Source organism: Corynebacterium sp. ACRPQ, assembly GCF_022347225.1.
Lineage (GTDB): Bacteria > Actinomycetota > Actinomycetes > Mycobacteriales > Mycobacteriaceae > Corynebacterium > Corynebacterium tuberculostearicum_D.
Map to the genome: position 1 here is coordinate 68,968 of NZ_JAKRNF010000010.1, position 22,827 is coordinate 91,794.

Here is a 22,827-nt window from a genome sequence, read left to right on the forward strand (position 1 = left end):
AGTTTTAAGTCAGGCATAGGCAAACTCGTCCGTTTCTTGGTAGAACCTATAAAGATCGTGAGATTTACTAGGTTGCCTAACCTCTACCTGTCCTTTGCTTCTATGGGTGTTGCCCGGCAGTTGTTTTTCGGCGTCGTTGTGCGCTCGGTGAATGGGGTTTAGAAAGGAATAAGAAAAGCGCCCGGCGATGAATCGCCGAGCGCCACATTGAACGAAGTATTATGCCTTCGCGGGCGTTTCTGTCCCTTGAGAAGCTGGGGCAGGAGAAAGAGCTGAGGAAATGATCTCGGCTGCTTCCTTGCGGGTTTGTGCGCCATAAAGCTGGTTGCGGAAGTCTTCCTTCATAATGCTTCGTGCCAGCTTGGAGAGCAGCTTGAGGTGTTGCTTGCCGGCATCATCAGGCACAGCGATAAGGAAGGCAAGGTTAGTCGGTTCCTCGCCTTCTCCCCATGTAATACCTTCGGGTAGGCGAGCAAAGGCAAGGGTGGGCACTTTCACGCCGGCCGAGCGTGCGTGTGGAATGGCCACGCCGTGGCCTACCCCGGTAGAACGGGTTGACTCGCGCTTTAAGGCAGCCCCAGCTACCGCCTCCATATCGGACATGCGGGAGGAAGTAAGCTTCACCATGGAGCGAATGACCTCTTCGCTAGAAGAACCCAGATCTTTATCGAGGCTAATCGTATCGACAGCAACAAGCGGCTTATCCTTGCGCTGCGTCAATCCCACCAGCAGGAGAATAAGACCAGCACAGACAGCGATGCCGGCAAGCATGGCGATAAAGAAGCCAACGACGTTATCTACCGCGCCGAGCACCGCGACGATCGGGCCGCCGTGCATGACGTGGTCTTGTGCACCGAAAAGACCGGCGAGCGCACCGGCTACGGCACCACCGGCAACATTAGCGGGGATGACCTGTAGCGGGCGTGCAGCCGCGAGCGGGATGGCGCCTTCGGTGATGCCGAAGAATCCCATGAACAACGCGGCGATGCCCGCATCATTTTCGGCCTTGGTAAACCAGCGGCGGCGCAGGAGCGTAGCTACGCCCACGGCGAGGGGAGGTACGGCAATCGCACATGCCGCCATGCCCATCGGCGCCGCATTGCCGGCCGCGATCATACCGCCGCCGAAGAGGAAGGCCGTTTTATTGAAGGGGCCACCCATATCGAAGGCGATCATGGCGCCCAGGATAAGGCCCAGCACGATGACGGAGGAGCCTTGCATTCCAGCGAGATAGTTGGTCATTGCCTCGAACGCGGCCGAGACCGGCGCACCAATGAGCAAGATGAAAATGAGCCCCACGATGAGCGTGGTGAAAATCGGGATAACGATGATGGGCCAAATCGGTGCGATGAACTTGTGCACCGGAATCTTCTTAATGGCAAGAGCCACATAGCCGGACAAAATACCGGTGACAATGCCGCCCAAGAATCCGGCACCTGCCTCAGAACCGTAAAGCGAGCCGGTGGTGGCGATGAGTCCGGTAATAAGGCCAGGCGCGAGGCCTGGTCGGTCCGCGATGCCTACCGCGATGTAGCCAGAGAGCACCGGAACCATCAAAGAGAACGCCAAAGCACCGAGCTCATTGACTGTATTCCAGAAGCTATCTTCCGGAATTGCCATGCCCTCAGGCGTGGGCGTGCCGCCGATGGACAGTGCCACCGCAATGAGCAGGCCACCGGTCACCACGAACGGGATCATGTGCGAGACGCCGTTCATCAGTGCCTTGTACAAGGTTTGGCCTACGCTATTTTTCCGAGGCGTCTCTTCCTCCGTCTTCTCGGAAGAGCCCTCCCAGCGCGTGGCGCTCAAGGATCTGCGCAGCAGTTCCTTTGGGTGTTTGATGGCCTCGTCCACGTCGGTGGCCTCGAGACGCTTGCCGTGGAAGCGGTCCTTGGAAATGACCGTATCGGCACCAATGACAATGGCGTCGGCTTCGTCGATGTCTTGCTTGCTAAAGGTTCCCTCGACGCCGATGGAACCATGAGTTTCAATCTTGATGCGGTAGCCCAGCTCTTGGGCTGCGGCCTCGAGGTTCTCGGCCGCCATATAGGTATGCGCGATGCCCGTCGGACACGCCGTGATGGCGAGGATGAGGGGCGATGACTCTGTAGTGCTCATGGTTCTCATTAAACGGCAATCGTTTGCGTTGGCACAAGAGGAGGTTGCCTACTCGATGGCCGGTACGCTGGAGGCACTCCGCTATAGAAAGGGAACGCTCGCTCGTGAGTAAAGCATCGCCGGATAATATCTTGCTCTACCTGCCGAAAAAGCAGGAAGATCAGGTGCGCGACATTTTTGCCGGTCTTGCTGAGCGCGGCTTTCCAATCCAGCAGCAACGCCCGCACATCACGATCACTTTCTCCCCGGAAATGCAGCCGGAGGTGGTGGACTTGGCGGCCCAGCTGCTGCCGGCAGTCATCCCCGCAGATTTTCGCCGGGTAGGAAACGTCATTTTTGGCACCAAGCGCAAGCAGACCGTGGCCTGGCTCCTTGAGACCACTGATGAGCTAGAAATTGCTGCGAGAAAAATCAGTGCCGCCAACCCAGACGGGCGAGGGCCGCGCTGGACCCCGCACCTGACCATGGGCTTGCGCCTGCCGCGCGAGGAAATCGCCGGCTATATCCAAGCGATGAACGAGCTCACCTCAGCGCACTTCAAGGAACTTACCGCCGTCGAGGCTGCCTTTTGGCGGCCGCGCACGCAGGAAAAGACCCTTCTAGCAGGGGCTTAGAGCAAGGCCTGCAGCGCGCGGGCAACGCGCAGGACGGTCAGGTCTTCGCCCGGCTTGCCGACGACCTGCACCGCATCACCCACTCCTTCTTCCTCTTCGCCGCGCAGCGGCACGGTAATAGCTGGCCATCCGAGCACATTGAAAGGCTCGGTCCAACGCCGCAGGCTCGCGGCCGATTCCGCGGTATTGTCTGGGGTGATATCGGACCACTTGAGGGGACCGGAATCGAGGGTAGGGGTGAGGATAATGGAGGCGTCGCCAAGCAGAGCAAGTGCTTCCTCGCGCAGCTTCTCTACGCCCTGTGCAGCCGCGTCATAGTTTTCTTGGCTGATATCTTCTCCACCCAGAACGCGCTGCAAGATAACGTCTTGGTACTTATCGCGCTGATCCAGCAATGGCCGGTGGACGTCATAGACTTCCTTCAGGCGCATCGGCTCATAGAGCTTGGCCGTAGCGGCGATGGTTTCTTCCAAATCTACGCCCTCGCTGAGTTCAAAGTCCGAGGTTTCCAGCTTCGCCAAGAGTTCAGCAAAGCGTTCGCCTTTGGCCTTAAGCGCGGTGACATCGATGGATGAAATGTCCTGTGCCGCGGCCGGTTCCTCATCCGTAGTGGCGATAAAAGCCAGCTCAATTTGGTCAACGGAGCTGGCAAAGAAACCAATGCAATCGAAGCTGGGGGCAAAGGGGAAGACCCCTTCTACCGGAATTAGCCCGAAGGTGGGCTTAAAGCCCAAAACGCCCTGGCAGGCGGCCGGTACGCGCACCGAGCCAGCGCTATCGGAACCAACTGTCAGGCCGAGCGCACCGCACGCCACTAAAGCGGCGGACCCGGAGCTAGACCCACCGCCGCATACTTCGGGATCGCGCGGGTTGATAACGCGTCCGTACGCGGAGGCATCGCCTAAAATGCCATAGGAAAATTCCTGTAGATTCGCCTTCGCCACCGGCAGCGCGCCCTGGGCCGTGAGACGCTGTACCACCGGCGCGTCTTTCACAGGTGTGCAGACAGCTTTGACCTTGGAGCCACAGGTGGTTGGTACGTACGCCACATCCACAATGTCCTTGAACGCCACCGGCAGCCCCTTTAGGGTCGGCGAAAGATCCACCGCGTGTTCATCAAACGGGATGATGGTAATCACCGCATTATGATTCTGCTGGGCACGGTTTAGGCGATCAGAGACAGTAGGCATAAGGGGAGCTAAGTCCTTTCAGCATCGGAGACTAGCGATGCTAGCGGGGTAGATAGAGTATGCAGATGTTACTACCGTACATCAGAAACTGGTGAACAATTTTCCAAGTCTAGGCAAAACACCGCCTGCGTGGTGTCACTTAGCAAAAATCCCCAGTGCATCCCACGCAAGCCAGCCTCCTTGGCGGAGAGTGAAAACCAGCTGGTTTTCTCCTTCCTTTAGGGTATCTTCGGCGAGATCAAACTCGATTGCTGCGGGGCGCAGCGGGGTCGGGTCCCCGCTGGCATCGCCTTGGCGCGACCCCTTCGTTGCGCCCTGTGGGAGCTCTACTTGTTTATGAAAGTCATTAACAGTGACGTCGAGAATGCCGCCGAGCTTGGTAGTGTCAATGAGCCATAGCGCCAGTGCCGCCTTCGCGGTGGGCTTATCCAATTTCACCGTCCACTTCAGCGTGTAGGCCTTGCTTCCCGCCCACTTATCGCCGGGGCCGGGGAGAAGGTAGGGGACGTCGGCGGGCGTAGCATCCGGTCCAACAGTGATTGTCTGGTCTGGATGCGCGGTGACGATCTTCTTGTAGTCCTTTGGGGAATACTGAAACTCCGTGCCCTTTCGGTCAAAGGAACCAATCGTGGCTAGCGCTGTGCCAGCAGTGACCGAAGGCAGGGAGGTAGACGTCGCCTTGCCAGAAGGAGAGGACTCAGCACCGGCGGCATCAACCACCTTGACATAATAAGACCACTTTTCACCGGCAACATCTCGCCGGGAGTGGCGGAAGAAGGGGAAGATGGTCTTGCCCAGCAGCACGTCTACACCATTGGGATCGGTGCCGATGACGCGGTAGTGATCCAAAACGACGTCCCAGGAGGCAGGCTCCCAGGTGACGTAATTTTCCATGAGCTGCGGTTCTGCCTGAACACCGGTTGCGGCTGGCGGAGCAGCAACCGCACCAGGAGCTGGGGTAGAGGAATTCTGGTCAGAAGAGTTCTTGCGGGAAGAACCGCGGCGAGAGGAAGAAGAGGAAAGCGAGCTAAAAAGTCCCATGATGAATTGTCCTTTCGGGGTTTAGAGGGAGCGCAGCGTGTGCTCGCCGGCATTGGTGCGGAAGGAGAAAGCAGTCTCACGCGGGGCGGTATCATCGCGCTCGATCCAGGGCACGACGACGAATTCGGAATCAAGGTGCTCGCGGGAAGCGCGCACCTTGATATAGCCACGGCGCTTATCCATGGCCTTCACATATGGCTTTTCCAGCCACTCGGTGCTCTTGGAGCCGGCGAAGCCATCGCCATCGGAAGCAATGGAAGTAGCAACCAATTCCACTCCTACAGGTTGGCCGGATTCAGATTGGATTTCGGCAGCGCAGTGCTGATGAATATCGCCGGTGAAGACAATCGGGTCACTGACCTTGGAAAGGGATTCGATAAGCCGGCGACGCGCTGCGGGGAAGCCGTCCCATTGATCGGTGCTATCGGCGATCGGCACGACGACCACGCTATTGACCACCACGTTCCACTGTGCCGGGGAAGTGGCGAGCTTATCGTTGAGCCACTGCTCCTGCTCCGCGCCCAAGATGCTGGCATCTTCTGCAGATGCTTCGCGGTATTGGCGGGTATCGACCAGATTGAAACGCATTAGCGTGCCCACGTCGAAGGAATCATAGATGCGGTTATTGGGGCCCTCGGGAAGCGCGGGCGGGGCAACCGGCAGATTCTCGTAAAAGGCACGGTAAGCAGCCGCGCGCTGGTAAAGGAAGTGCTCGGCTTTGGTGCCAATCTCGGACCAATTACCGGCGTAGTTATTTTCTACTTCGTGGTCATCCCACACAATCGCCATCGCGGCGCGCGCGTGAGCGGCCTGCAGGTTCTCATCGGACTTAAAGAGCGAGTAGCGCAGGCGGTACTGCTCCAGAGTCTCCACCTTGGCCTTGAAAACATCAGGCACGCTTGCGCCTTGGCGCCAGAGATTATCGCCTTCCACAATGCCGTACTCGTAGATGTAGTCGCCCACGAAAATCGTCATATCCAGGTCCGGTTCCTGCGCAATGTGCTTCCATGGGGTGAAATAGCCGTGGTACCACGCCTGGCAGGAAGCTACGGTGAAGGTGAAATTATCCACCTTTGCGTCGGGCGCGGGCAGAGTCTTAAACCGACCTACTGGGCTCACCTTGCCATCCACGCGGAAGCGATAAAAATACTCAGTTGCAGGCTCCAGCCCAGTCACCTGCGGGTGCACCGAGTGCGCCAGCTCGCGTTGGGCTAGTGCTTCGCCTTGCTTGACGACGTCCCCAAACCCCTCATCCTTCGCAACTTCCCAACCCACGCGAACATCGCCGCCGGTCATGCCGCCATGGCCATCCTCGGCCAGCGGTTCAGGGGCCAGGCGCGTCCACAAGATCATCGAATCGTGCCGCGGCGTGCCCGCCGCTACACCTAGGCCAAAAAGCTCCGAATCCTGCGGCAGTTCACCGCCTTGCGAAGAACCCCATGAACTCAGACTCGACTGTGCACCCGCCTTGGCCGGTGCATTAATTCCAGCAGCCACCGCCGCGGCCGAAACACCAGCAATCTGCAGGAAATTACGACGATTAAAAGAAGGACGACTATTTGAATCAGACATACAAAGCTCCGTTAAAAGGCCTATAAGGAACTTTTCCAGCCTAAATAGCCGCAGTGAATCGCTGGTTAATTCTGCGGCAATAGTAAGAGAACGTCAGTAACCACCTCGCTGCCATGGATCGTTCTCTCGGCAGTACTCCGGGGAGTTTGCGTTCACGCAATCCGCCCACCATTTATGTGCTCGCATGTGCTCTTCTTCCACCTCGCCGGTTCGTGTCATCGCTGCGGGCAAATCCGAATCTGAACCCCCGTTCCCGCTGCCCGCCGGGGAGGAACACTGAGATGGATCGGAGACGTAGTGATCCGTTTGCGGGCACCGGTAGGGGTACTTTGACATCTGCTCGTCGTGGAGGTTCTGACATTCTTGCGCCCAACGGATAGTTCCATCGCTGTACCAACCATTGGTGGTCCAGCTACCGCCGCCATAGACGCACTCGGTAAGGGTGGGTTCTGCGGTGGATTCGGCGGTGTTCGTTAGGGGAGCGTCGGCAAGCGAAGGCTCAGTTTCCGATGTCGGCTGTGGCTCCGAAGAGGTCGTTTCCGGGGCAGAGCTTGTGGAACTAGAGCTGATAGTAGAACTATCGGCCGTGCTTGAGGTGCTAGGCGTCGTCGTTTCTTCCGGCTGTGACTCCGGAGAGGAACAGGAAGCTAAAGAAAGTATCACCGTTGCGACAGCGGCGATGTAGGAGAGAATCTTCATAATCTATGGATAGTAGACAATGAGAAAATAGCTGGTGGCGCTAAGTGGGGTGTCCTGCGCAACACCAAGGAAGTTGAGGCATGCTTTCCACTATCGAGCGCCGGATTCATCAACTACGTTTAAAGCCATGACTTCCACCACCTCCGAGCCCCCAAAGCTCCAGCCCAGCTCCTATATCCCATTGATGTTCGCACTGCTTACGGCGGTGTTTGCCTTCCAGCTCAATGCGTCGATGCTCTCGCCCGCCTTGGCGACGATGGAGGATGAGCTGAGTGCCACCACCGCACAGATCGGCCTAACACAGACTGCCTTCTTTACGGCCGCGGCATTGTTCTCGCTCTTTCTTCCACGCTGGGGCGACCTCATCGGCCGCAGAAAGGTCCTCGTCGGCATGATGGCGGTTGCTGCGCTGGGCTGCGTGGCCTCGGCCGTCGCACCGAACGTCGCTGTATTGCTCATCGGCCGCATCATCCAGGGCGTGGCCGGGCCGACCGTCCCTCTATGTCTCATCATGCTGCGCCAGCAGGTGCTCAATGAGAAGCAATACGCACTGCTGCTGGGCATTGTGACCTCGGTAAATGGTGGTATTGCGGGCGTGGATGCCCTGGCCGGCGGCTGGCTGGCGGGCAACTTTGGCTACCGCTCGGTCTTTTGGACCATGGCAGTACTCTGTGCCATCGCGGTAGTAGCAGTGCAGGTATTTACCAAGGAATCCACGGCCACCGAAACCCCGCGCATGGACTGGGCGGGTGTGCTGCCCCTGGCCGTGGCGCTGGGTTGCGTTCTCACCGCATTCAACGAGGCCGGCAAACTTGCCGAGGCCAATTGGTTCCTCGTCATTATCCTTCTTCTTATCGGTGCCGCCGGCTTCTGGGCCTTCTGGAATGTGGAGAAGAAGGTCGCCGACCCGCTCGTGCCGGTGGCTTACCTTAAGCAGCGCCGCACCTGGGCACTGCTTTCTACCACGCTGCTTACCATGACCGGCGTCTTCGCCGTAATGAACGGCCTCATTCCGAACCTCGGCCAAGACCCAGACGCCGGCGCCGGCATTTCCGCCAGCACCATTTCCTGGGTCACCCTGACCCCGTACGCTCTCGCCGGCCTGGTCTTTGGCCCGATTGCCGGTTGGATGGCCTCCAAGCTGGGCTATAAGTACGTCCTGCAAACCGGCCTCATTGGCACCGTCGTCGGCCTGATTATTTCCATCTTCGTGGTCGGCGCCCCGAACGCATGGACCCTGCTCTTCGTCTCCATTTTCTTGGGCGTAACCTACGCCGGCATTGCCAATATCATGCTCAACGGCCTGGGCATTGTGCTTTCGCCGGCCGATAACCAGGGCTACCTGCCCGGCATGAACGCCGGCGCCTTCAACCTCGGCGCGGGCCTGTCTTTCGCCGTGCTCTTTGCAGTTTCCGGTTCCTTCGAGCACGGCTACCGCGCGGGCATGATCGCCGGCGTCATTATTCTGCTTGCGGCCCTTGCCCTGTCCTTCCTCATTCCTCGCCCCGAGTCCATTGATGACACCGTGGCGGCCGTCAACGCCCGAAAGTAGGCTCGTGGCATGACGCGAAAAATCATTCTGGACTGCGACCCCGGCCACGATGACGCGGTGGCCCTGCTTCTAGCTATGGGCAATCCCACCATTGACCTGTTGGGCATTACCACCGTTGGCGGCAATCAGACCTTGGATAAGGTCTCCCACAATGCCCTGGTGGTCAAGGAAATCGCCGGCCACCCGGAGGTTCCGGTGTACGCAGGCTGCGATCGCCCGCTCGTGCGCCCCGTCGAGGTCGCCGAGGCCATCCACGGCTCCACCGGCATGGACGTCGAGGGCGTCCAACTTCCGGAGCCAAGCACTGCGCTTGCCGACGCCCACGCTATCGACTTCATCATTGACACCATCATGTCCCATGAGCCCGGCACCATCACCCTGGTGCCCACCGGCCCGCTTACCAATATCGCGATGGCCGCGCGTAAGGAGCCGCGCATCGTCGAACGCGTCAAGGAAGTCGTCCTCATGGGCGGTGGCTATCACGAGGGCAATTGGTCCCCGGTCGCCGAATTCAATATCAAGATCGATCCTGAGGCCGCCCACATCGTCTTTGAAGAGCCCTGGCCCGTCACCATGGTGGGTCTCGATCTCACTCACCAGGCGCTTGCCACCCCAGAGGTCGAAGCCGAAATCAATGCGCTAAATACTCCCGTCTCCGAGTTCGTCGTGGGCCTTTTCGGATTCTTCCGCAAGGCCTACCAGGCTAACCAGGGCTTTGATAACCCACCGGTCCACGACCCGTGCACCATTGCCTATCTCATCGATCCGGACATCGTCCAGACCCGCAAGGCCCCCGTCCACGTCGAGCTCGTTGGTGCACTGACCACCGGCATGACCGTCACCGACTTGCGCGAGCCTGCCGACGCCTCCTGCCACACCCAAGTCGCCGCCACCCTCGACCACGCCGGCTTCTGGCGCCTTGTCACCGACGCCCTCAAAAACCTCGCCTAGGCCACCTTCGCCTCGCCCGCCTCAGCTGTACGTCCACCGCGAGGGGACCCAACTTTCAGCCACGTTATGGCTCCTGAACCACCAGTTCGGGGTCATAACGTGGCTGCTTTGCGCCCTTATGTTTCACCTCTTCTTTGCTTGCGTAGCTTGGGGAGTCATTAAGGACTTTCGTGAGATTCTTTCTAAAGGACTTCGAGATTCGGGGCCACAAGATGAAGCGCTTTCTGGCGAAACTCACGAATTGAGGTTTCGAGACTGATGCTAGCGAAAGCTACGGGGTGTCCGTCGAGGAGGAATGAAATCGTCTCATCCTGTAAGCTTCGACCCGAAGAAGCGTAGAGCATGATGCCCTTTGCGGTTTTCCACTCTCCGCCAAGCGCTTCTTGGCTACGTAAGTAGGCGTAAAGCTGATAAAGGTGCGGGCTCTTCAAGGATTCGTTTCCTACGCGATTCTCAATAAACATATTCGTGAACTTGGCATCAATAACTGTAATTTCACCTTCTGGGGATCGCAGAATGATATCTGTCTGCATACTCGGTAATTGTCTGGGCGTTTGTTGAGCATTCCAGTGCAACCATTCTCCGCTGCTTACTTTCCAACCGATAGGGCTGAGGTGGTATTGAAACAGACCAAATAGAGCCTTTTCGAAAAGCTTTCGGAGCTCGTGTTGCGTGAGTTGCTTTCTGCTGAATCGAGTATGGGCGTCATCCCCACGCGCGGGCACGGCCAATTCCAAAAGCAGTCTGGCTACTGCAACCGGTTTCTTATCTGCAGGAGACAGCCTTCCACGAGGGAAGGCTGTCGATTTCGGCTTGGAAACCCCCATTTGAGTAAGCCTTCGAGCAAGCACCTTGCACCGGTGCGCAGCATCGCAACTGCTTACGTCTAAGAGCATTTGTGCTGCATATTCGAGGGCGTACTTAAGGAATTGGTTAACTTTGCTATTGATGGTGAGTTCATTGAACTCACAGGCAATGAGTCCCTTTTCAAGGAGTTGGTGGCGAGTGGTTTCGTACATGTCAATTCGGCCTCGCACCCGAGTTATATCTCGTTCGGTAAGGGTGAAACCAATGCTCAATTCTCTCCGAAAACGCCTTTCTACAGCGTCACACAGCATCGTTCCGATCAGCTCTGGAAGCTCAACACCCGCGTCTTCCACCGAGGCGTTGGATATATGCCCATCAATAAAAGACTGCGAGGCGTATAGCTGGAGCATCCATACACTTCGAATAGGAACGTATATGTCTTCCGGTTGAGGGGAACTATCCGTTGAGGACATCGAGGGCCTGCTCTCGCTTCGCAGGATTGTCGAACCAATACTCTGCTATGAGCGGCTTGAGATCCGAGGCTACTACCTGGTCAAACCATTCCATAGTTGCATCGAAGGAACTGTCTGCAAGCTTTCGGCGTGGAGTAACAAAGCTGTGTCCGATTAGGTAGTCATCACCGAGATTGAAATCGTCTCGGATCAATTGATTGACCTTTTCGATCCTTCGCGCGATTTCACTGAGAGCCTCGTCATTGCGATTACGGTTGGAAACACAAAAATTCCGCCAAGTGGATCCCAACTGCGGTACGAGATTAATGAAAGCGAACCTACGACGTAAAGCCATATCTACCATGGCAAGGGACCTGTCTGCTTGGTTCATCGTGCCGATGACGTAAAAGTTATCGGGAAGGAAAACTGCTTCTCCTTCTTTGCTATAAAGCGTGGTAAGCGCATTTTCAGGGTTTCTTTTGTCAGCTTCCAAGAGGGTAAGCATCTCACCAAAAATCTGCGCTGGATTGCCGCGGTTGATCTCTTCAATCACCACTACGTGTGGATTGGAGTCCTCCTTAGCTTTTTCCACTGCTTGGAGGAATGGGCCATCTTTTAGTTCAAGCTTCCCGCTACTGCTGGGACGGAAACCCTGAACGAAGTCTTCATAAGAAGTAGAAGGGTGGAATTGGACGGAGGTGACTACATCTTCTGCGTCTGACTTGCACAAGATATATGCCAAGCGACGTGCAAGCCAAGTCTTTCCCGTACCCGGCGGGCCTTGAAGAATCAGGTTTTTCTTTTCCTTCAGGCGTTCCAGCATTAGTTCGAGATCGTCTTTCGGGATAAAGCATCCGTCTTCGATAATTGCAGAAATGGTATAGACATCCTCTTCCGACGAAGACTCTACGGTTTGGGCAGTAGCATCGGTTGGTTCTTGGTTGAAAACCCATGCTTCGTAAGACAATTGGGGAAAATTAGCCGGTTCGATCTCGGCAGTAGTAAGCCAATCTCGGATTTCATCGAGTGTAAGCAAATAATCTTTACCCGTCGAAACATTTTTCTGAATATTGATTCCAAGCGCGGAGTCTTGGGCAAGATACTTGGTGATGACTGAATCGAAAGTGAGGAAATAGCGGGGACGCGCCCAGAACAATGCCATGGTGTATGCCGTGATCTGGCGGTCTTTGGTCATCACGTCGAAATCGTGTATAAACTGAGCTCGATTTTCGGGCGTATCCGATTGGCTCACCGCGAGGGCCGAAGCGAAAAGGCTCCAGCTATTCTCCCAAAAACTTAGATTAATAACATCTGACGGCTTCGTAGCAAAGCACGAGCGTAAGTTGTTGAGTTGGGGCAGTCCCGAAAAATCCGTTGGTGCTGGGGCTTCAATTCCGAAGACGGTTTTAAAGGCTTGGCAAATTGCCACCTTATTAGATGTCGAAATTTGCCGGTTAGCAACACCGAGGATGGTAAAAGGATCCATATCAGTAGCGGGCACTTCTTCATCATCTATGTGCCATTTCCATAGGTGCTTGAACCGGAGCGGGCGTCCTGAGATTTCAGCAGTCTCTTTTAGTTTTTCGAGTAGCTCCGCGCGGTTGTTTTTGAAGGCAAGAAGTTTGGTGGCGAGTTCTGCGAAAAATTCCGGCCAGTCAAACGACGGTGACAATGGAGTTTCAGAGGAAAAGTCAGGATCTCCCATGCCTTGGATGACGGACTCTACTCGGTCAAAGGCATGGTTCCGAGAAACTTGGCAGATAGTAAGCAGTGAAGTTAGAGATCGTTGGAGGTCTATTCCTAGGTCATCGCGATTGAAGAAATCGCTTGACCAGTTGATCGGTCGGACGTGCCGCATCTCTTTTGGCTCATGAGGGCGGTACTCGTAATCGCCGGAGACATAGCCAAAATAAACTCGCCCTTTGTGCAACTTGCTCGGCATCAGAACCAGGTCGCCTACCTGCATTTGGTTCTTAAACCGGTTGAGTTGAGAAGCGTAGCTTGTGGATGTTTGTGCTTTGAGATCTGGGTGCTCTCGCACCATCGAGGCCTTGATGGAGTCTAAGGTAGTTTGCTTATTCACCTCCGGGCCGTAGTCCATACCTGGGATGCCTAGATTGGACTCTAAAGCTTTCTTTTCGCGTTCACCATTACGGCCCGCTCGAAGTACCCAGAAAAAATCCGCACTTGATTCTTCAGGAACCTCTTCTTGCGGGCCCGAATGGACTTCTCGTTGCTTATGCGCTTTAGAGACAAGGTCGTCGATTTCTCGGATCTGATCTTTGCCTAAAGGGTATGGGTTGGAAGCAAGCCAAGTGGCGCCCTCGGCGGTCAAGGAAAAGGACCCCGGTGTAGAGGAGCTGACAAAGCCTAATCTCCTTGCATAGAACACTGCCCATCGCGTCCGGTCTTCCACAACTGATCGGCTTTTGAGCTGGCGGTGAGCTTGTCCTGGAAAGTCCGCTTCAGCAATTTTTTGAACGTCTTCAAATAGTTCAGGGTAAGCGACTACGGACATACCCCGCATCGTCTCTAAGACGACGGGAAGAACGGTTCTCCAGGAAAAAGATTGCTGTCGGTTACTCATCAAAGCATCCTTAGAATTCAAAGCAGGGGGCGTTCTCATAATAATAGGAGAACGATCCACAGGGGATGGGCGTATCTCAATTGGGAACTTCAGGAGGATAAAATCGAGGGGGAAGAACCCCAACCCAAGGAGCCACCATGAACCAGCACAGTTTCCGCCACATCGTAGTGATGGGAGTATCCGGCTCGGGCAAGACAACGGTGGGGGAGGCGCTGTCGCCGTTGGTAGGTCTGGAGTACCGCGATGGCGATGACATGCACCCGCAGGCCAATATCGACAAGATGGCTGCTGGAATACCGCTCATTGATGCGGACCGGGAGCCGTGGTTGAAGCAGATTGGTCAGTGGCTGGCGGATAGGCCAGAAGGTGCGATGGTGGGCTGCAGTGCGCTGAAGCGCAAGTACCGGGATTTGATTCGCGAGTACTGCCCAGCCGTGGTGTTCGTTCACGTGCACGGTGACTTTGATGTGCTGCATGAGCGGATGCAGCACCGGCCGGGGCACTTTATGCCGGCGTCGCTCTTGCAGTCGCAGTTCGATACCTTGGAGCCGCTGGAAGACGACGAAACTGGCCGCGTCTTTGAGGTGACGCGGCCAGTCGAAGGGATTGCCCAAGAAGCGGCTGCCTGGATAAAGGCAGGCGCCTAAAAGAGCGCTGCTACTGCGTAGAGCACCAAGACTAAGGCAAAGCCGATGACGGAAATCAGAATTTGGTTGACCGTCCAGGTCTTCAGTGTGGTGACCGTATCCATACCCATCAGGCGGCCGACGAGCCAGAAACCGGAGTCGTTGACGTGGGAGCCGAAGACAGAACCGGCGGCGGTGGCCACCACGATAAGCGCGAGCTGTAGCTCGTTGAAGCCGCCGGCTTCCACGGCAGGGACCATAAGAGCGGCGGCTGTAGTGAGCGCAACGGTCGCCGATCCTTGGGCCAGGCGCAAGGCCACGGCGATGAGGTAGCAGGCAAGGATGACGGGGATGCCAAGACCGGAAAGCGAATCAGCCAGGGCGTCGCCAATGCCGGAGGTACGCAGAACGCCACCGAACATGCCGCCGGCACCGGTGATGAGCACGACGGAACAGATGGGGCCAAGCGAGGAATCGACGAGCTTTTCCAGCGCGGTCTTGTCCACGCCGCGGCGCGGTCCCAGGACCACGAGCGCAACGAGCACCGTAATAAGTAGCGCGATCGGAGTCTGGCCGAGCATGACAAAGAACCGTACCCACGCGGCGTCGGCATCGATGGTGCCATAGGACGCCAGGGCATTGAGGCCGGTGTTGAAGAAGATGAGCACCATCGGGATGAGCAGGAGGGAAATCACCGTTGGGGCAGAGGCCGGCTTGAGGGGTTGCTCTTCCTCAGAAAGCACCGGGCCGGCGATGGCATCAGTAACCTTCAGCGGGAATTTCTTGCCGGAGAGAAGGCCGAAGCGGTAGCCGGAAATATACCAGGTAGGCAGCGCAAGCAGCAGGCCGACGAGGAGGACGAGGCCGAGGTCAGCGCCGTAGAACTCGCTCGCCGCCACAGGACCTGGGTGCGGTGGCAGGTAGACGTGCATGACAGAAAACGCGCCGGCGGCCGGCAGGCCAAAGGCCAGGACCGGACCGTCCAAGCGGCGCGCTACGGCGAAGATAACCGGCAGCATCACAATCAGGCCGGCGTCGAAGAAGATGGGAAAGCCCATGATCAGTGATGCCAGGCCGAGTGCAAGGGGTGCTTTGGACTCACCGAAGCGGTGAACCATGGCGTCGGCAAGCGATTTGGCACCACCGGAAGCCTCCACGAGCCGGCCGATCATGGCGCCTAGGCCCACCAGCAGCGCCACCGAGCCCAGAGTGGAGCTAAAGCTTTCGGTCATGGTGGGCACAATGCCCTCGAGCGGAATGCCCGCGGCCAGCGCCGTAAGCGCCGAGACCACCAGCAGGGTGAGAAAAGCGTGGAGCTTGAAATAGATGACCAGCACCAAAATCACGGCGATGGCGGCCACCGCAATGCCTAGCAGCGGGCCGGTCGACAGGGTGGGTTCCCACGTATCCATAAAGCGGGCTCCTTTTCTAATGCAAACCTTTGAATAACGGCAACGTTAGCAGCCGCCCCGCTTGCCGACGCCCCCTTCCTCCAAATGCGACCCAGCCGACACCCCCAAAGGGGCTGGGGATATAAAAATCCCCTAGGCATCGGTACAGGAACCTAGGGGAAGGTGCAGGCAGTTTAGTCGAACTGGCCTTGGATGACAGCCGCCGCATCCAGCGGGGTCACGTGGTAGGAGATGGGGTTCTGGTTGGCGCCGGCCATGAGCGCGCCGGCGCAAGAGTGACCTGCGCCCATCATGTGGCCCAGCTCGTGGGCGATGGTGCCCTGGACTGCCTCTGGGTACTGGGCATTAGGAATCTTGATGAAGACCATATTGTGATCCGGGTAGGCAGCGCCCTGGACATAGCCATTTGGGTCGGGCTTGAAGATGATGGCGACGGTGTCATCGTCTGCCTCGGAAGGCTTAACTTCCTTCAGGGAAGCCTTGTCGCCGAGGGCCTTGTTCCACTCGGCAACCGCGGCATCCAGCTGCTTGCGGTACGGGAAGTCGCCGACCACCTTGTACTCCAGTACGCCGTCCTGGAAGTAGGGCTTTACGGAGTCCTCATCGTGGAGGATGGAAGGATCCGGAACCGGCTTGCCATCATTGGCCAGATTGGTGATGGTCTTGCAGGTGCCTGGATCAATAAGGGAGCGAACTGGGTCGCTCTTGGCGCTTGCGGCCGGTGCGGCGACGGTACCAAGGATGGCGGAAGCGGTCAGAGTGGCGGCAGAAAGCTTCTTGAAAGAAGGCATAGGCAGTGAGTTACCTTTCGGTTGATTTTAAGGTTCGCAGAGTGCGATATTCCCAGCAATATCCGTGGTAAACGGGACTACATGGGCGTCTTATGCGCGCGAGCATATATCCGTTTCTTATTGTCCGCAAAGGGAAGAATAAGAAACTAAGGTGTCAACTGCCTATTTGCCACTTCTAGTTCAGGCGTTCGCCAGTAGTGGTGCTAAATAGATGCACGCGGTCCGGGTCGGGGGAAACGTAGAAAGTATCGCCCACCGCATAGCGGCCGCGGGCATCAACCAGGATGCCGGTCTGGCCGCCCATCCGGGTCGAGGATTTGAGGACGCCGTCGGTGGAGCTGTTGCCGGCGGCGTCGTTAAGCTCGCCATAGACATAGGTCTGGTTGCCCAGCTCCTCGACGTGCGCGACGGTGAACTTTGCCCCGCCGTTGCCGGTATCGCTTAGCTGCCAGTCTTCCGGGCGGATGCCCACGGTAACGGTCTCCACGCCCTCAAAGTTGTAGTTGGCCAGATTGATGCGGGTAGAGCCGATGGTGAGCTCAGAGGAGTTATGGGTGAGGTCGTAGATATTCATCGCCGGGGAGCCAATGAAACCGGCGACGAAGACGTTCTGCGGGCGGTCATAAATGGTGCGGGTGGTATCCACCTGCTGCAAGACTCCGGCATTGAGAACGGCGACGCGGTCACCCATGGTCATTGCCTCAGTTTGGTCGTGGGTGACATATACGGTGGTGGTACCAAGGCGGCGCTGCAGGTTAGAGATCTGCGCGCGGGTGGAAACGCGCAACTTGGCATCCAGGTTGGACAGCGGCTCGTCCATGCAGAATACGGCCGGTTCGCGGACGATGGCGCGGCCCATGGCCACGCGCTGGCGCTGGCCGCCGGAGAGGTTTGCTGGCTTGCGGTCCAACAGGTCTTCCATCTGCAGGATCTTCGCCGCCTCGTGCACGCGTGATTGAATCTCGTCCTTGGGGACCTTGCGGTTTTCTAGCGCGAAGGACATATTCTGCGCCACGGACATATTGGGGTAGAGGGCATAGTTCTGAAAGACCATGGCCACGTCGCGGTCCGATGGGCTGACCCCGGTGACGTCCTTGCCGCCGATGCGGATGGAGCCGCGGTCGGTGGGCTCGAGACCTGCCAGCATGCGCAGGCTGGTGGACTTACCGCAGCCGGATGGGCCGACGAGAACTAAGAATTCGCCATCGGCAATATCCAGGTTAAGGCGGTCAACGGCGGGGCGTTCCGCGTCCTTAGAGTAGATGCGGCTTGCGCCATCGAAGGTGACAGTAGCCATGGTTACCTTTCAGAAACTAGTGGGGGAAGGGGAGGGGCTGCGAGAGCCTACTTATTGATGACGGTCTTGACCTGATTGTCGTAGATGGACTGCAGGGTCTTCTGCAGATCGGTCAGGACCTTGGTCACGTCATCGCGGTTGGTGACGATCTTTTCAAAGGCGCCGCCGATTTCCTGGTCCGCGCCGGGCAGGAAGACGCGGGCATTGTCCTGCGGGCGTGTCTCAGGCAGCTGCTTGATAGCGGTTTCGAAGTTCGGGTTGTCCTTCATGAACCTCTTCTGGTCCTCGTTGTCCTCCGCGGTGGAGCGCACCGGCATGTAGCCCACGTTTTGGGACCAGTAGCAGGTATTTTCCTCATTGGTGATGAAGTCAATGAGCTTGATAGCAGCCAGCTGGCGGTTCTTGCTGATGCCGGCCGGGATGGCCAGGCCGGCACCACCGGTGGGGCAGGCGCCGTCGCCAGTCGGGTTAGGCAAGAAGGCGGTGCCGAGCTCGAACTTGGCGGTATCGGTCAGACCCGCCAGATCACCGGTGGACAGGACGGTGGCGGCGGCGCGGCCGGTGCCGAACTCCATGGCCATGTCATTGCCCACGTAGGAGTAACCGTTTTTCTCATCGGTGATGTCCTTGAGCCACTCGACGGCCTTGATGGTCTTGTCATCGGTGAATTTCAGGTCCCACTCATCGGAGTAAGCGCCGCCCTTGGACCACAGCGGGCCCTGGAAGATCCAGCCCAGGTAGTCCACGGCATCGCCCCAGCCAAAAGGCTTCATCTTGGAATCAGCCTCAGCCAACTTCTTGGACCACTCATCCATCTCATCCCAGGACTTGGGGCCACGGTCCGGCAGTCCAGCCTTCTTCCACGCGTCCTTGTTGTAGTAGAACAACGGCGTGGAACGAGCGAAAGGAATCGCAAAGTGGCCGCCGTCGTACTTGTAGTCCTCGTAGAGCGGCTGTACGTAGGTAGACAGGTCGATGCCCGCTTCCTTGGCAAGGTCGTCCACGTTGGCAATCTGGCCATTGATGGCAAAGTTGTACCACCAGACGTCAGACAGCACCACGATGTCCGGCAGGTCCTGGCCGGTGAGCGCGGCGTTGAACTTCTGTGCTGCTTCTTCGTAGTTCTTGCCGGCATCAACGAGGTTGACCTTGATGTCCGGGTTCTCCTTTTCAAAGCGGGAGATGATCTCCTTCTCAATGTCCTTGGACGTGCCGGGGTGGTTGGACCACCAAGTCAGCTCAGTGACTTCACCGTCGCCGCCCTTGTCGTTGCCACCCTGTGAATTGGTGGACGAGGTGCCGGCACAAGCAGCGAGTGCGGTAGCAGAAGCGGCCGTGGAGGCCAGGGCGAGGAATTTGCGGCGTAGCATGTAGTTCTCCTTAAAAAGCGTGGTTAAGGGGGGGAAACAAAAACAAGTGGAAACGGCGAGCGTGGGTGGGGAAGAAGCCTTCTAACCCTTCACGGCGCCAGTGGTGAGGCCTTGAATCATGTACTTTTGCAAGGCTAGGAAGATGATGACCATTGGGATGATGGTGAGAATGGTGGCGGCCATTACCGGGCCCCAGTTGGTCACACCATCGTTGTTTTGCAGCATGGTCAGACCCACCTGCAGCGGGGCGACATCCTCCGTATCCGCCATGAGGAAGGGCCACAGGTAGGTATTCCATTCATTGACCATGGTGATGACAGAAAATGCGGTCAGCGTGGGCCATGAGACCGGCAGGAGCACCTTGGTGAGCAGGCGGATAGGGCCGGCGCCGTCCATGCGGGCGGCTTCCACCAGCTCATAGGGCAGGGACAAAAAGTGGTTGCGCATCAAGAAGGTACCGAAGGCCACGCCGGCTAGCGGCACGATGATGCCCACGAAGGTATTGCGCCAGCCCAAGGAATTGACCAAGGCGTAGTTGGAAATGACGGTGATTTCGCTGGGCACCATGAGCGAGGAAATGACCAGCAGGAACACCAAGTGGCGGCCCGGGAAGCGTAAGATGGCCAGCGCATAGGCGGAGATGACTCCCAGTACAATCTTGATGATGGACAGCACCGCGGTAATGAGCACCGAGTTGCGCAGGTAGGTCCAGAACGGCACACGTGTGGTGGCATCGGAGTAGTTCTCGGTCTCCCACACTGGCGGGAGCCAATTGACCGGGTCGGTATAAATATCGCCCTTGGCCTTAAACGAGGTCATCAGAATCCAAAACAGCGGCAGGCCAATGAGCAGCAGAACCGCCAGGATGCCCAGGTAGCCGCCGATGAGCTTGGCGCGGCGGGTAGCGGGGGATTCATCCGTGACCATGTGAAGGGTAGAAGTAGCCATGTTGGGTTAACCTCGCTTATCCATGATGCGGACCTGGATCAGGGTGATGATGAGCAGGATGAGGAACAAGATGGTGGCGGCAGTCGCACCGTAGCCGGCGCGGAAATTGACGAAGGTCTCGTTGTAGATTTGGAAGACCAGCGTCTGCGTGCCATTGCCCTGCGGGCCGCCGCGGGTCATGACGTTGATGATGTCGAAGACCTGCACGGAGTTAAGCAGCACCGTAATGGACAGGAAGAACGTGGTATTGCGCAGCTGCGGCATGGTCACGCGCCAGAATTTGCGCCAGCGGCCGGTGCCGTCGATAGCGGCGGCCTCATCCAATTCCTTATCCAGGCCCTGCAGCGCCGCCAAGTAGATGACGAAGGTATAGCCTAAGTTCTTCCACACAAAGGTAAAGGTCACCATGAACATGGCCCAGCCCGGTACAGCGTAGAAGTTGGGGGAGTCCACGCCGAACCAGCCCAAGAGTTCCTGGATGAGACCAAAATTGGGGTCGAAGACGAATTGGAAGGCAATGCCAATGGCTGCGCCGGAAATAGCATAGGGAGCAAAGACCACCGAGCGCGCAAAGTTGCGGCCCTTAATGTTCTGGTTGAGCAGCAAGGCCAGCGCTAGGCCGATAACCATGGAGCCAATCACCGCGAAGAAGGTAAAAACCAGGGTGTTGAGCACGATGGTCTTCGTGTCATCGCGGCTAAACCACTCCACATAGTTATCCAAGCCCACGAAGGTGGAGGTGGGGCTGGAGATATTCCAATTGAAAAAGGAGAGGCGGATATTGTCCAGCAGGGGCCGGTAGGTAAATACGGCCAGCAGGATCAGGTTGGGAGCAAGCAGTGCTGCTGCTAGCAGCCATTCCTTGTGTCGGTTGCGCTTGGCCTTGCGGACAAGCGCCGCGGAATCACCGGGGCTTTCCGAGCGTGTGGGAGATGCGGTTGTAGTGCCGGCGCCACCGGCACCGAGAGAGTCTTCCTGAAAAGTCACTCGGTCAATCTAGGGCGGGCAGGTGACACCCAGCTACACAGAAAACAAACTTCTGATGAATAATAAGAAGCCGATGAGTTAAAGGTAGACACGTCATCGAATATTCTATAAAGTCGCAGCGCAACCCCCTATGGCGCTGGTCGCTCCACCGCCCAACTATGTCCGGCATTACAAAGATGCCCAGCTTGTCGACGCCCACCTTCCTCCCACCCCACTACACTGGCCCCCACAATCCACCGCGAGCCCACTAGGAGGGAGCAATGTCTGTCCATACTGTTTGTAGCAACTATGACTCCGTCAAGGTGTGGCAGGAGCCGCTGTATAAGGATCTGCACCAGCACCCGGAGCTATCCATGCAGGAAGAGCGCACGCTGGGCATCATCAAGGACAAACTTGCCGATCTCGGCTTCCGCCAAATTGAAGTAGGCGGCGGCGTGGTCGGTGTCTTAGAGAACGGTGCTGGGCCAACCGTCATGCTGCGCGCGGATTTCGATGGCCTACCGGTTAAGGAAGACACCGGCCTAGATTACGCCTCCACCGATAGCGCCGTTGACCAGGAAGGAAACACGGTCCCCGTCATGCACGCCTGCGGCCACGATTCCCACGTGGCCAGCCTGCTGGGCATGGGCGCGCTCATGGCGCAGGCCACTGACCAGTGGTCCGGCACCCTGCAGCTCATTTTCCAGCCGGGAGAGGAGATTGCCGCCGGTGCCCAATCCATGGTGGATGACGGACTTGTGGACAAGGTCGCCACGCCGGACGTAGTACTCGGCCAGCACGTCTTTGCCAGCAACTTTCCCGCCGGCACCGTGGCGCTGGCCTCCGGCCCATTCATGTCCACCGCGGTAAGTATGGACGTCAAGGTTTATGGCCAAGGCTCGCATGGCTCCATGCCGCACCTCAGCGTTGACCCCGTGGTACTGGCCAGCTCCATTGTCATGCGCTTGCAGACGGTCATCTCCCGTGAACTCAACCCATCCGAATTCGGCGTGCTGACCGTGGGAGCCATCAACGCCGGCTCGAAGGCCAATATCATCCCCTTCGAGGCCAACCTGAAAATCAATGTGCGAGCCTATAGCGAGCAGGTACGCGATAAAATCACCGGCGCCATCGAGCGCATCGTTAATGCCGAGTGTCAGGCTGCCGGCAGTCCGCAGCCGGCCGAGTTCACTTATCACGATTCCTACCCGCTTACCAGCAACGATGAGGACACCACGGAACGCCTTAAGGAAGCCTTTGTGTCCTACTTCGGCACCGACCGCGTCCTTGATGCCGAGCCCCTCACCGCCTCGGAGGATTTTTCCACCATCGCCCGCGCTTTCGGCGTTCCCTACTGCTTCTGGGTATTTTCCGGCCGCGAAGAAGAAAAGGATGTCCCCAACCACAGTCCGCACTTCGCTCCGCTGCTCCAGCCCACCCTGCGCACTGGTACCGAAGCCCTTATCGCCGCTGCGATGAGTTACCTAGGAAACAGCTAACCGAAGCGCAGCATTCGGCCGCACGGCTCCAATAGGGTGTGCGGCCATTCCTTTTGGCATGCGCGCTGTATGAGGTGGCGGGGGGAGTAGCCCGTAGGATCTATAACCACGAATTTGAGCCATGCACCGCTTTCCGACGCCCTCTCCGGCCTAAACGACAGGATGTGTTGGTGAGGTTGTACGGCTAGCTGGTCTGGCGTGCTGTTATTAGTATTATTTCACTTATCCAAAGGGATATTCCAGCTTCGACCATGAAATACCGCCAAAGGCATGCCGGTGTGCTAGGCACCTAGGTTCACGATGAGGGGATGAGTAAAAATCATCCTCGATGCCCC

At 57.4% G+C, this 22,827-nt stretch carries 18 protein-coding genes; 6 read left to right on the top strand and 12 right to left on the bottom strand.

Annotation, left to right across the window (positions count from 1 at the left end):
* Positions 1-219: 219 nt before the first annotated feature.
* Positions 220-2,127, bottom strand: coding sequence for a fructose-specific PTS transporter subunit EIIC (locus tag MHY24_RS07470; protein ID WP_301332454.1), 1,908 nt, complete (start codon positions 2,125-2,127; stop codon positions 220-222).
* 95 nt (positions 2,128-2,222) lie between these two features.
* On the opposite strand from MHY24_RS07470, the gene MHY24_RS07475 reads away from it, so the two are divergent.
* A complete protein-coding gene (locus MHY24_RS07475) occupies positions 2,223-2,732 on the top strand; it encodes a 2'-5' RNA ligase family protein (protein ID WP_239229082.1) in 510 nt (169 codons plus the stop codon).
* Here the strand turns inward: MHY24_RS07475 and MHY24_RS07480 are convergent.
* The 3 genes from MHY24_RS07480 to MHY24_RS07490 all read right to left on the bottom strand — a co-directional run bounded on the left by MHY24_RS07480 (position 2,729) and on the right by MHY24_RS07490 (position 6,535).
* Positions 2,729-3,922 carry an amidase gene (locus tag MHY24_RS07480; protein ID WP_239229084.1) on the bottom strand — a complete coding sequence of 398 codons (1,194 nt, stop codon included), beginning with the start codon at positions 3,920-3,922 and terminating at the stop codon, positions 2,729-2,731. The genes MHY24_RS07475 and MHY24_RS07480 overlap by 4 nt on opposite strands.
* A 135-nt stretch (positions 3,923-4,057) precedes the next feature.
* A complete protein-coding gene (locus MHY24_RS07485; RefSeq protein WP_239229086.1) occupies positions 4,058-4,963 on the bottom strand; it encodes a polysaccharide lyase family protein in 906 nt (301 codons plus the stop codon).
* Between the two features lie 21 nt (positions 4,964-4,984).
* Complete coding sequence (locus tag MHY24_RS07490) at positions 4,985-6,535, bottom strand: alkaline phosphatase (RefSeq protein WP_204609970.1); 1,551 nt, start codon at positions 6,533-6,535, stop codon at positions 4,985-4,987.
* Between the two features lie 466 nt (positions 6,536-7,001).
* On the opposite strand from MHY24_RS07490, the gene MHY24_RS07495 reads away from it, so the two are divergent.
* The 3 genes from MHY24_RS07495 to MHY24_RS07505 all read left to right on the top strand — a co-directional run bounded on the left by MHY24_RS07495 (position 7,002) and on the right by MHY24_RS07505 (position 9,737).
* Positions 7,002-7,220, top strand: a complete 219-nt coding sequence (locus MHY24_RS07495) for a hypothetical protein (protein WP_225745844.1) — start codon at positions 7,002-7,004, stop codon at positions 7,218-7,220.
* Positions 7,221-7,361: 141 nt separating this feature from the next.
* The gene (locus MHY24_RS07500; protein WP_239229089.1) at positions 7,362-8,786 is read left to right on the top strand and encodes an MFS transporter; all 1,425 of its coding nucleotides are present in this window, start codon (positions 7,362-7,364) and stop codon (positions 8,784-8,786) included.
* Between the two features lie 9 nt (positions 8,787-8,795).
* Positions 8,796-9,737 (top strand): nucleoside hydrolase, encoded by a 942-nt coding sequence (locus MHY24_RS07505; protein ID WP_239229100.1) that lies wholly within the window; start codon positions 8,796-8,798, stop codon positions 9,735-9,737.
* Positions 9,738-9,919: 182 nt separating this feature from the next.
* Here the strand turns inward: MHY24_RS07505 and MHY24_RS07510 are convergent, their stop codons facing one another.
* A complete protein-coding gene (locus tag MHY24_RS07510) occupies positions 9,920-10,954 on the bottom strand; it encodes a restriction endonuclease (RefSeq protein ID WP_239193444.1) in 1,035 nt (344 codons plus the stop codon).
* A gap of 46 nt (positions 10,955-11,000) precedes the next feature.
* On the bottom strand, positions 11,001-13,583 hold the full coding sequence (locus tag MHY24_RS07515) for an AAA family ATPase (protein ID WP_239193445.1): 2,583 nt from the start codon (positions 13,581-13,583) through the stop codon (positions 11,001-11,003).
* Between the two features lie 137 nt (positions 13,584-13,720).
* On the opposite strand from MHY24_RS07515, the gene MHY24_RS07520 reads away from it, so the two are divergent.
* Complete coding sequence (locus tag MHY24_RS07520) at positions 13,721-14,230, top strand: gluconokinase (protein WP_239229102.1); 510 nt, start codon at positions 13,721-13,723, stop codon at positions 14,228-14,230.
* Here MHY24_RS07520 and MHY24_RS07525 read toward each other — a convergent pair.
* The 6 genes from MHY24_RS07525 to MHY24_RS07550 form a co-directional block, all read right to left on the bottom strand.
* Entirely contained in the window at positions 14,227-15,621 is a 1,395-nt protein-coding gene (locus MHY24_RS07525) for a GntP family permease (RefSeq protein ID WP_239229112.1), read from the bottom strand. The genes MHY24_RS07520 and MHY24_RS07525 overlap by 4 nt on opposite strands.
* Positions 15,622-15,794: 173 nt before the next feature.
* Positions 15,795-16,412 carry a hypothetical protein gene (locus MHY24_RS07530; RefSeq protein WP_239229115.1) on the bottom strand — a complete coding sequence of 206 codons (618 nt, stop codon included), beginning with the start codon at positions 16,410-16,412 and terminating at the stop codon, positions 15,795-15,797.
* Positions 16,413-16,587: 175 nt separating this feature from the next.
* Positions 16,588-17,709 (bottom strand): ABC transporter ATP-binding protein, encoded by a 1,122-nt coding sequence (locus MHY24_RS07535; protein WP_239229118.1) that lies wholly within the window; start codon positions 17,707-17,709, stop codon positions 16,588-16,590.
* 47 nt (positions 17,710-17,756) lie between these two features.
* Positions 17,757-19,079 carry an ABC transporter substrate-binding protein gene (locus MHY24_RS07540; protein ID WP_239229121.1) on the bottom strand — a complete coding sequence of 441 codons (1,323 nt, stop codon included), beginning with the start codon at positions 19,077-19,079 and terminating at the stop codon, positions 17,757-17,759.
* Between the two features lie 81 nt (positions 19,080-19,160).
* Positions 19,161-20,006 carry a carbohydrate ABC transporter permease gene (locus tag MHY24_RS07545; protein ID WP_049378801.1) on the bottom strand — a complete coding sequence of 282 codons (846 nt, stop codon included), beginning with the start codon at positions 20,004-20,006 and terminating at the stop codon, positions 19,161-19,163.
* Positions 20,007-20,033: 27 nt separating this feature from the next.
* Complete coding sequence (locus tag MHY24_RS07550) at positions 20,034-21,014, bottom strand: carbohydrate ABC transporter permease (RefSeq protein WP_239229124.1); 981 nt, start codon at positions 21,012-21,014, stop codon at positions 20,034-20,036.
* Between the two features lie 260 nt (positions 21,015-21,274).
* Between MHY24_RS07550 and MHY24_RS07555 the strand changes: the two genes are divergently transcribed.
* Positions 21,275-22,492 carry an amidohydrolase gene (locus tag MHY24_RS07555; RefSeq protein ID WP_239229126.1) on the top strand — a complete coding sequence of 406 codons (1,218 nt, stop codon included), beginning with the start codon at positions 21,275-21,277 and terminating at the stop codon, positions 22,490-22,492.
* The last annotated feature ends 335 nt before the right edge of the window (positions 22,493-22,827 follow it).

What these genes read in the sequence shown, in the direction of transcription:
- MHY24_RS07510 (WP_239193444.1), bottom strand. Translation starts at nt 10,954, where the DNA reads ATGCTCCAGCTATACGCCTCGCAGTCTTTTATTGATGGGCATATATCC.
- MHY24_RS07485 (WP_239229086.1), bottom strand. Translation starts at nt 4,963, where the DNA reads ATGGGACTTTTTAGCTCGCTTTCCTCTTCTTCCTCTCGCCGCGGTTCT.
- MHY24_RS07535 (WP_239229118.1), bottom strand. Translation starts at nt 17,709, where the DNA reads ATGGCTACTGTCACCTTCGATGGCGCAAGCCGCATCTACTCTAAGGAC.
- MHY24_RS07530 (WP_239229115.1), bottom strand. Translation starts at nt 16,412, where the DNA reads ATGCCTTCTTTCAAGAAGCTTTCTGCCGCCACTCTGACCGCTTCCGCC.
- MHY24_RS07480 (WP_239229084.1), bottom strand. Translation starts at nt 3,922, where the DNA reads ATGCCTACTGTCTCTGATCGCCTAAACCGTGCCCAGCAGAATCATAAT.
- MHY24_RS07520 (WP_239229102.1), top strand. Translation starts at nt 13,721, where the DNA reads ATGAACCAGCACAGTTTCCGCCACATCGTAGTGATGGGAGTATCCGGC.
- MHY24_RS07555 (WP_239229126.1), top strand. Translation starts at nt 21,275, where the DNA reads ATGTCTGTCCATACTGTTTGTAGCAACTATGACTCCGTCAAGGTGTGG.
- MHY24_RS07540 (WP_239229121.1), bottom strand. Translation starts at nt 19,079, where the DNA reads ATGCTACGCCGCAAATTCCTCGCCCTGGCCTCCACGGCCGCTTCTGCT.
- MHY24_RS07470 (WP_301332454.1), bottom strand. Translation starts at nt 2,127, where the DNA reads ATGAGAACCATGAGCACTACAGAGTCATCGCCCCTCATCCTCGCCATC.
- MHY24_RS07505 (WP_239229100.1), top strand. Translation starts at nt 8,796, where the DNA reads ATGACGCGAAAAATCATTCTGGACTGCGACCCCGGCCACGATGACGCG.
- MHY24_RS07525 (WP_239229112.1), bottom strand. Translation starts at nt 15,621, where the DNA reads ATGGATACGTGGGAACCCACCCTGTCGACCGGCCCGCTGCTAGGCATT.
- MHY24_RS07500 (WP_239229089.1), top strand. Translation starts at nt 7,362, where the DNA reads ATGACTTCCACCACCTCCGAGCCCCCAAAGCTCCAGCCCAGCTCCTAT.
- MHY24_RS07490 (WP_204609970.1), bottom strand. Translation starts at nt 6,535, where the DNA reads ATGTCTGATTCAAATAGTCGTCCTTCTTTTAATCGTCGTAATTTCCTG.
- MHY24_RS07515 (WP_239193445.1), bottom strand. Translation starts at nt 13,583, where the DNA reads ATGAGTAACCGACAGCAATCTTTTTCCTGGAGAACCGTTCTTCCCGTC.
- MHY24_RS07545 (WP_049378801.1), bottom strand. Translation starts at nt 20,006, where the DNA reads ATGGTCACGGATGAATCCCCCGCTACCCGCCGCGCCAAGCTCATCGGC.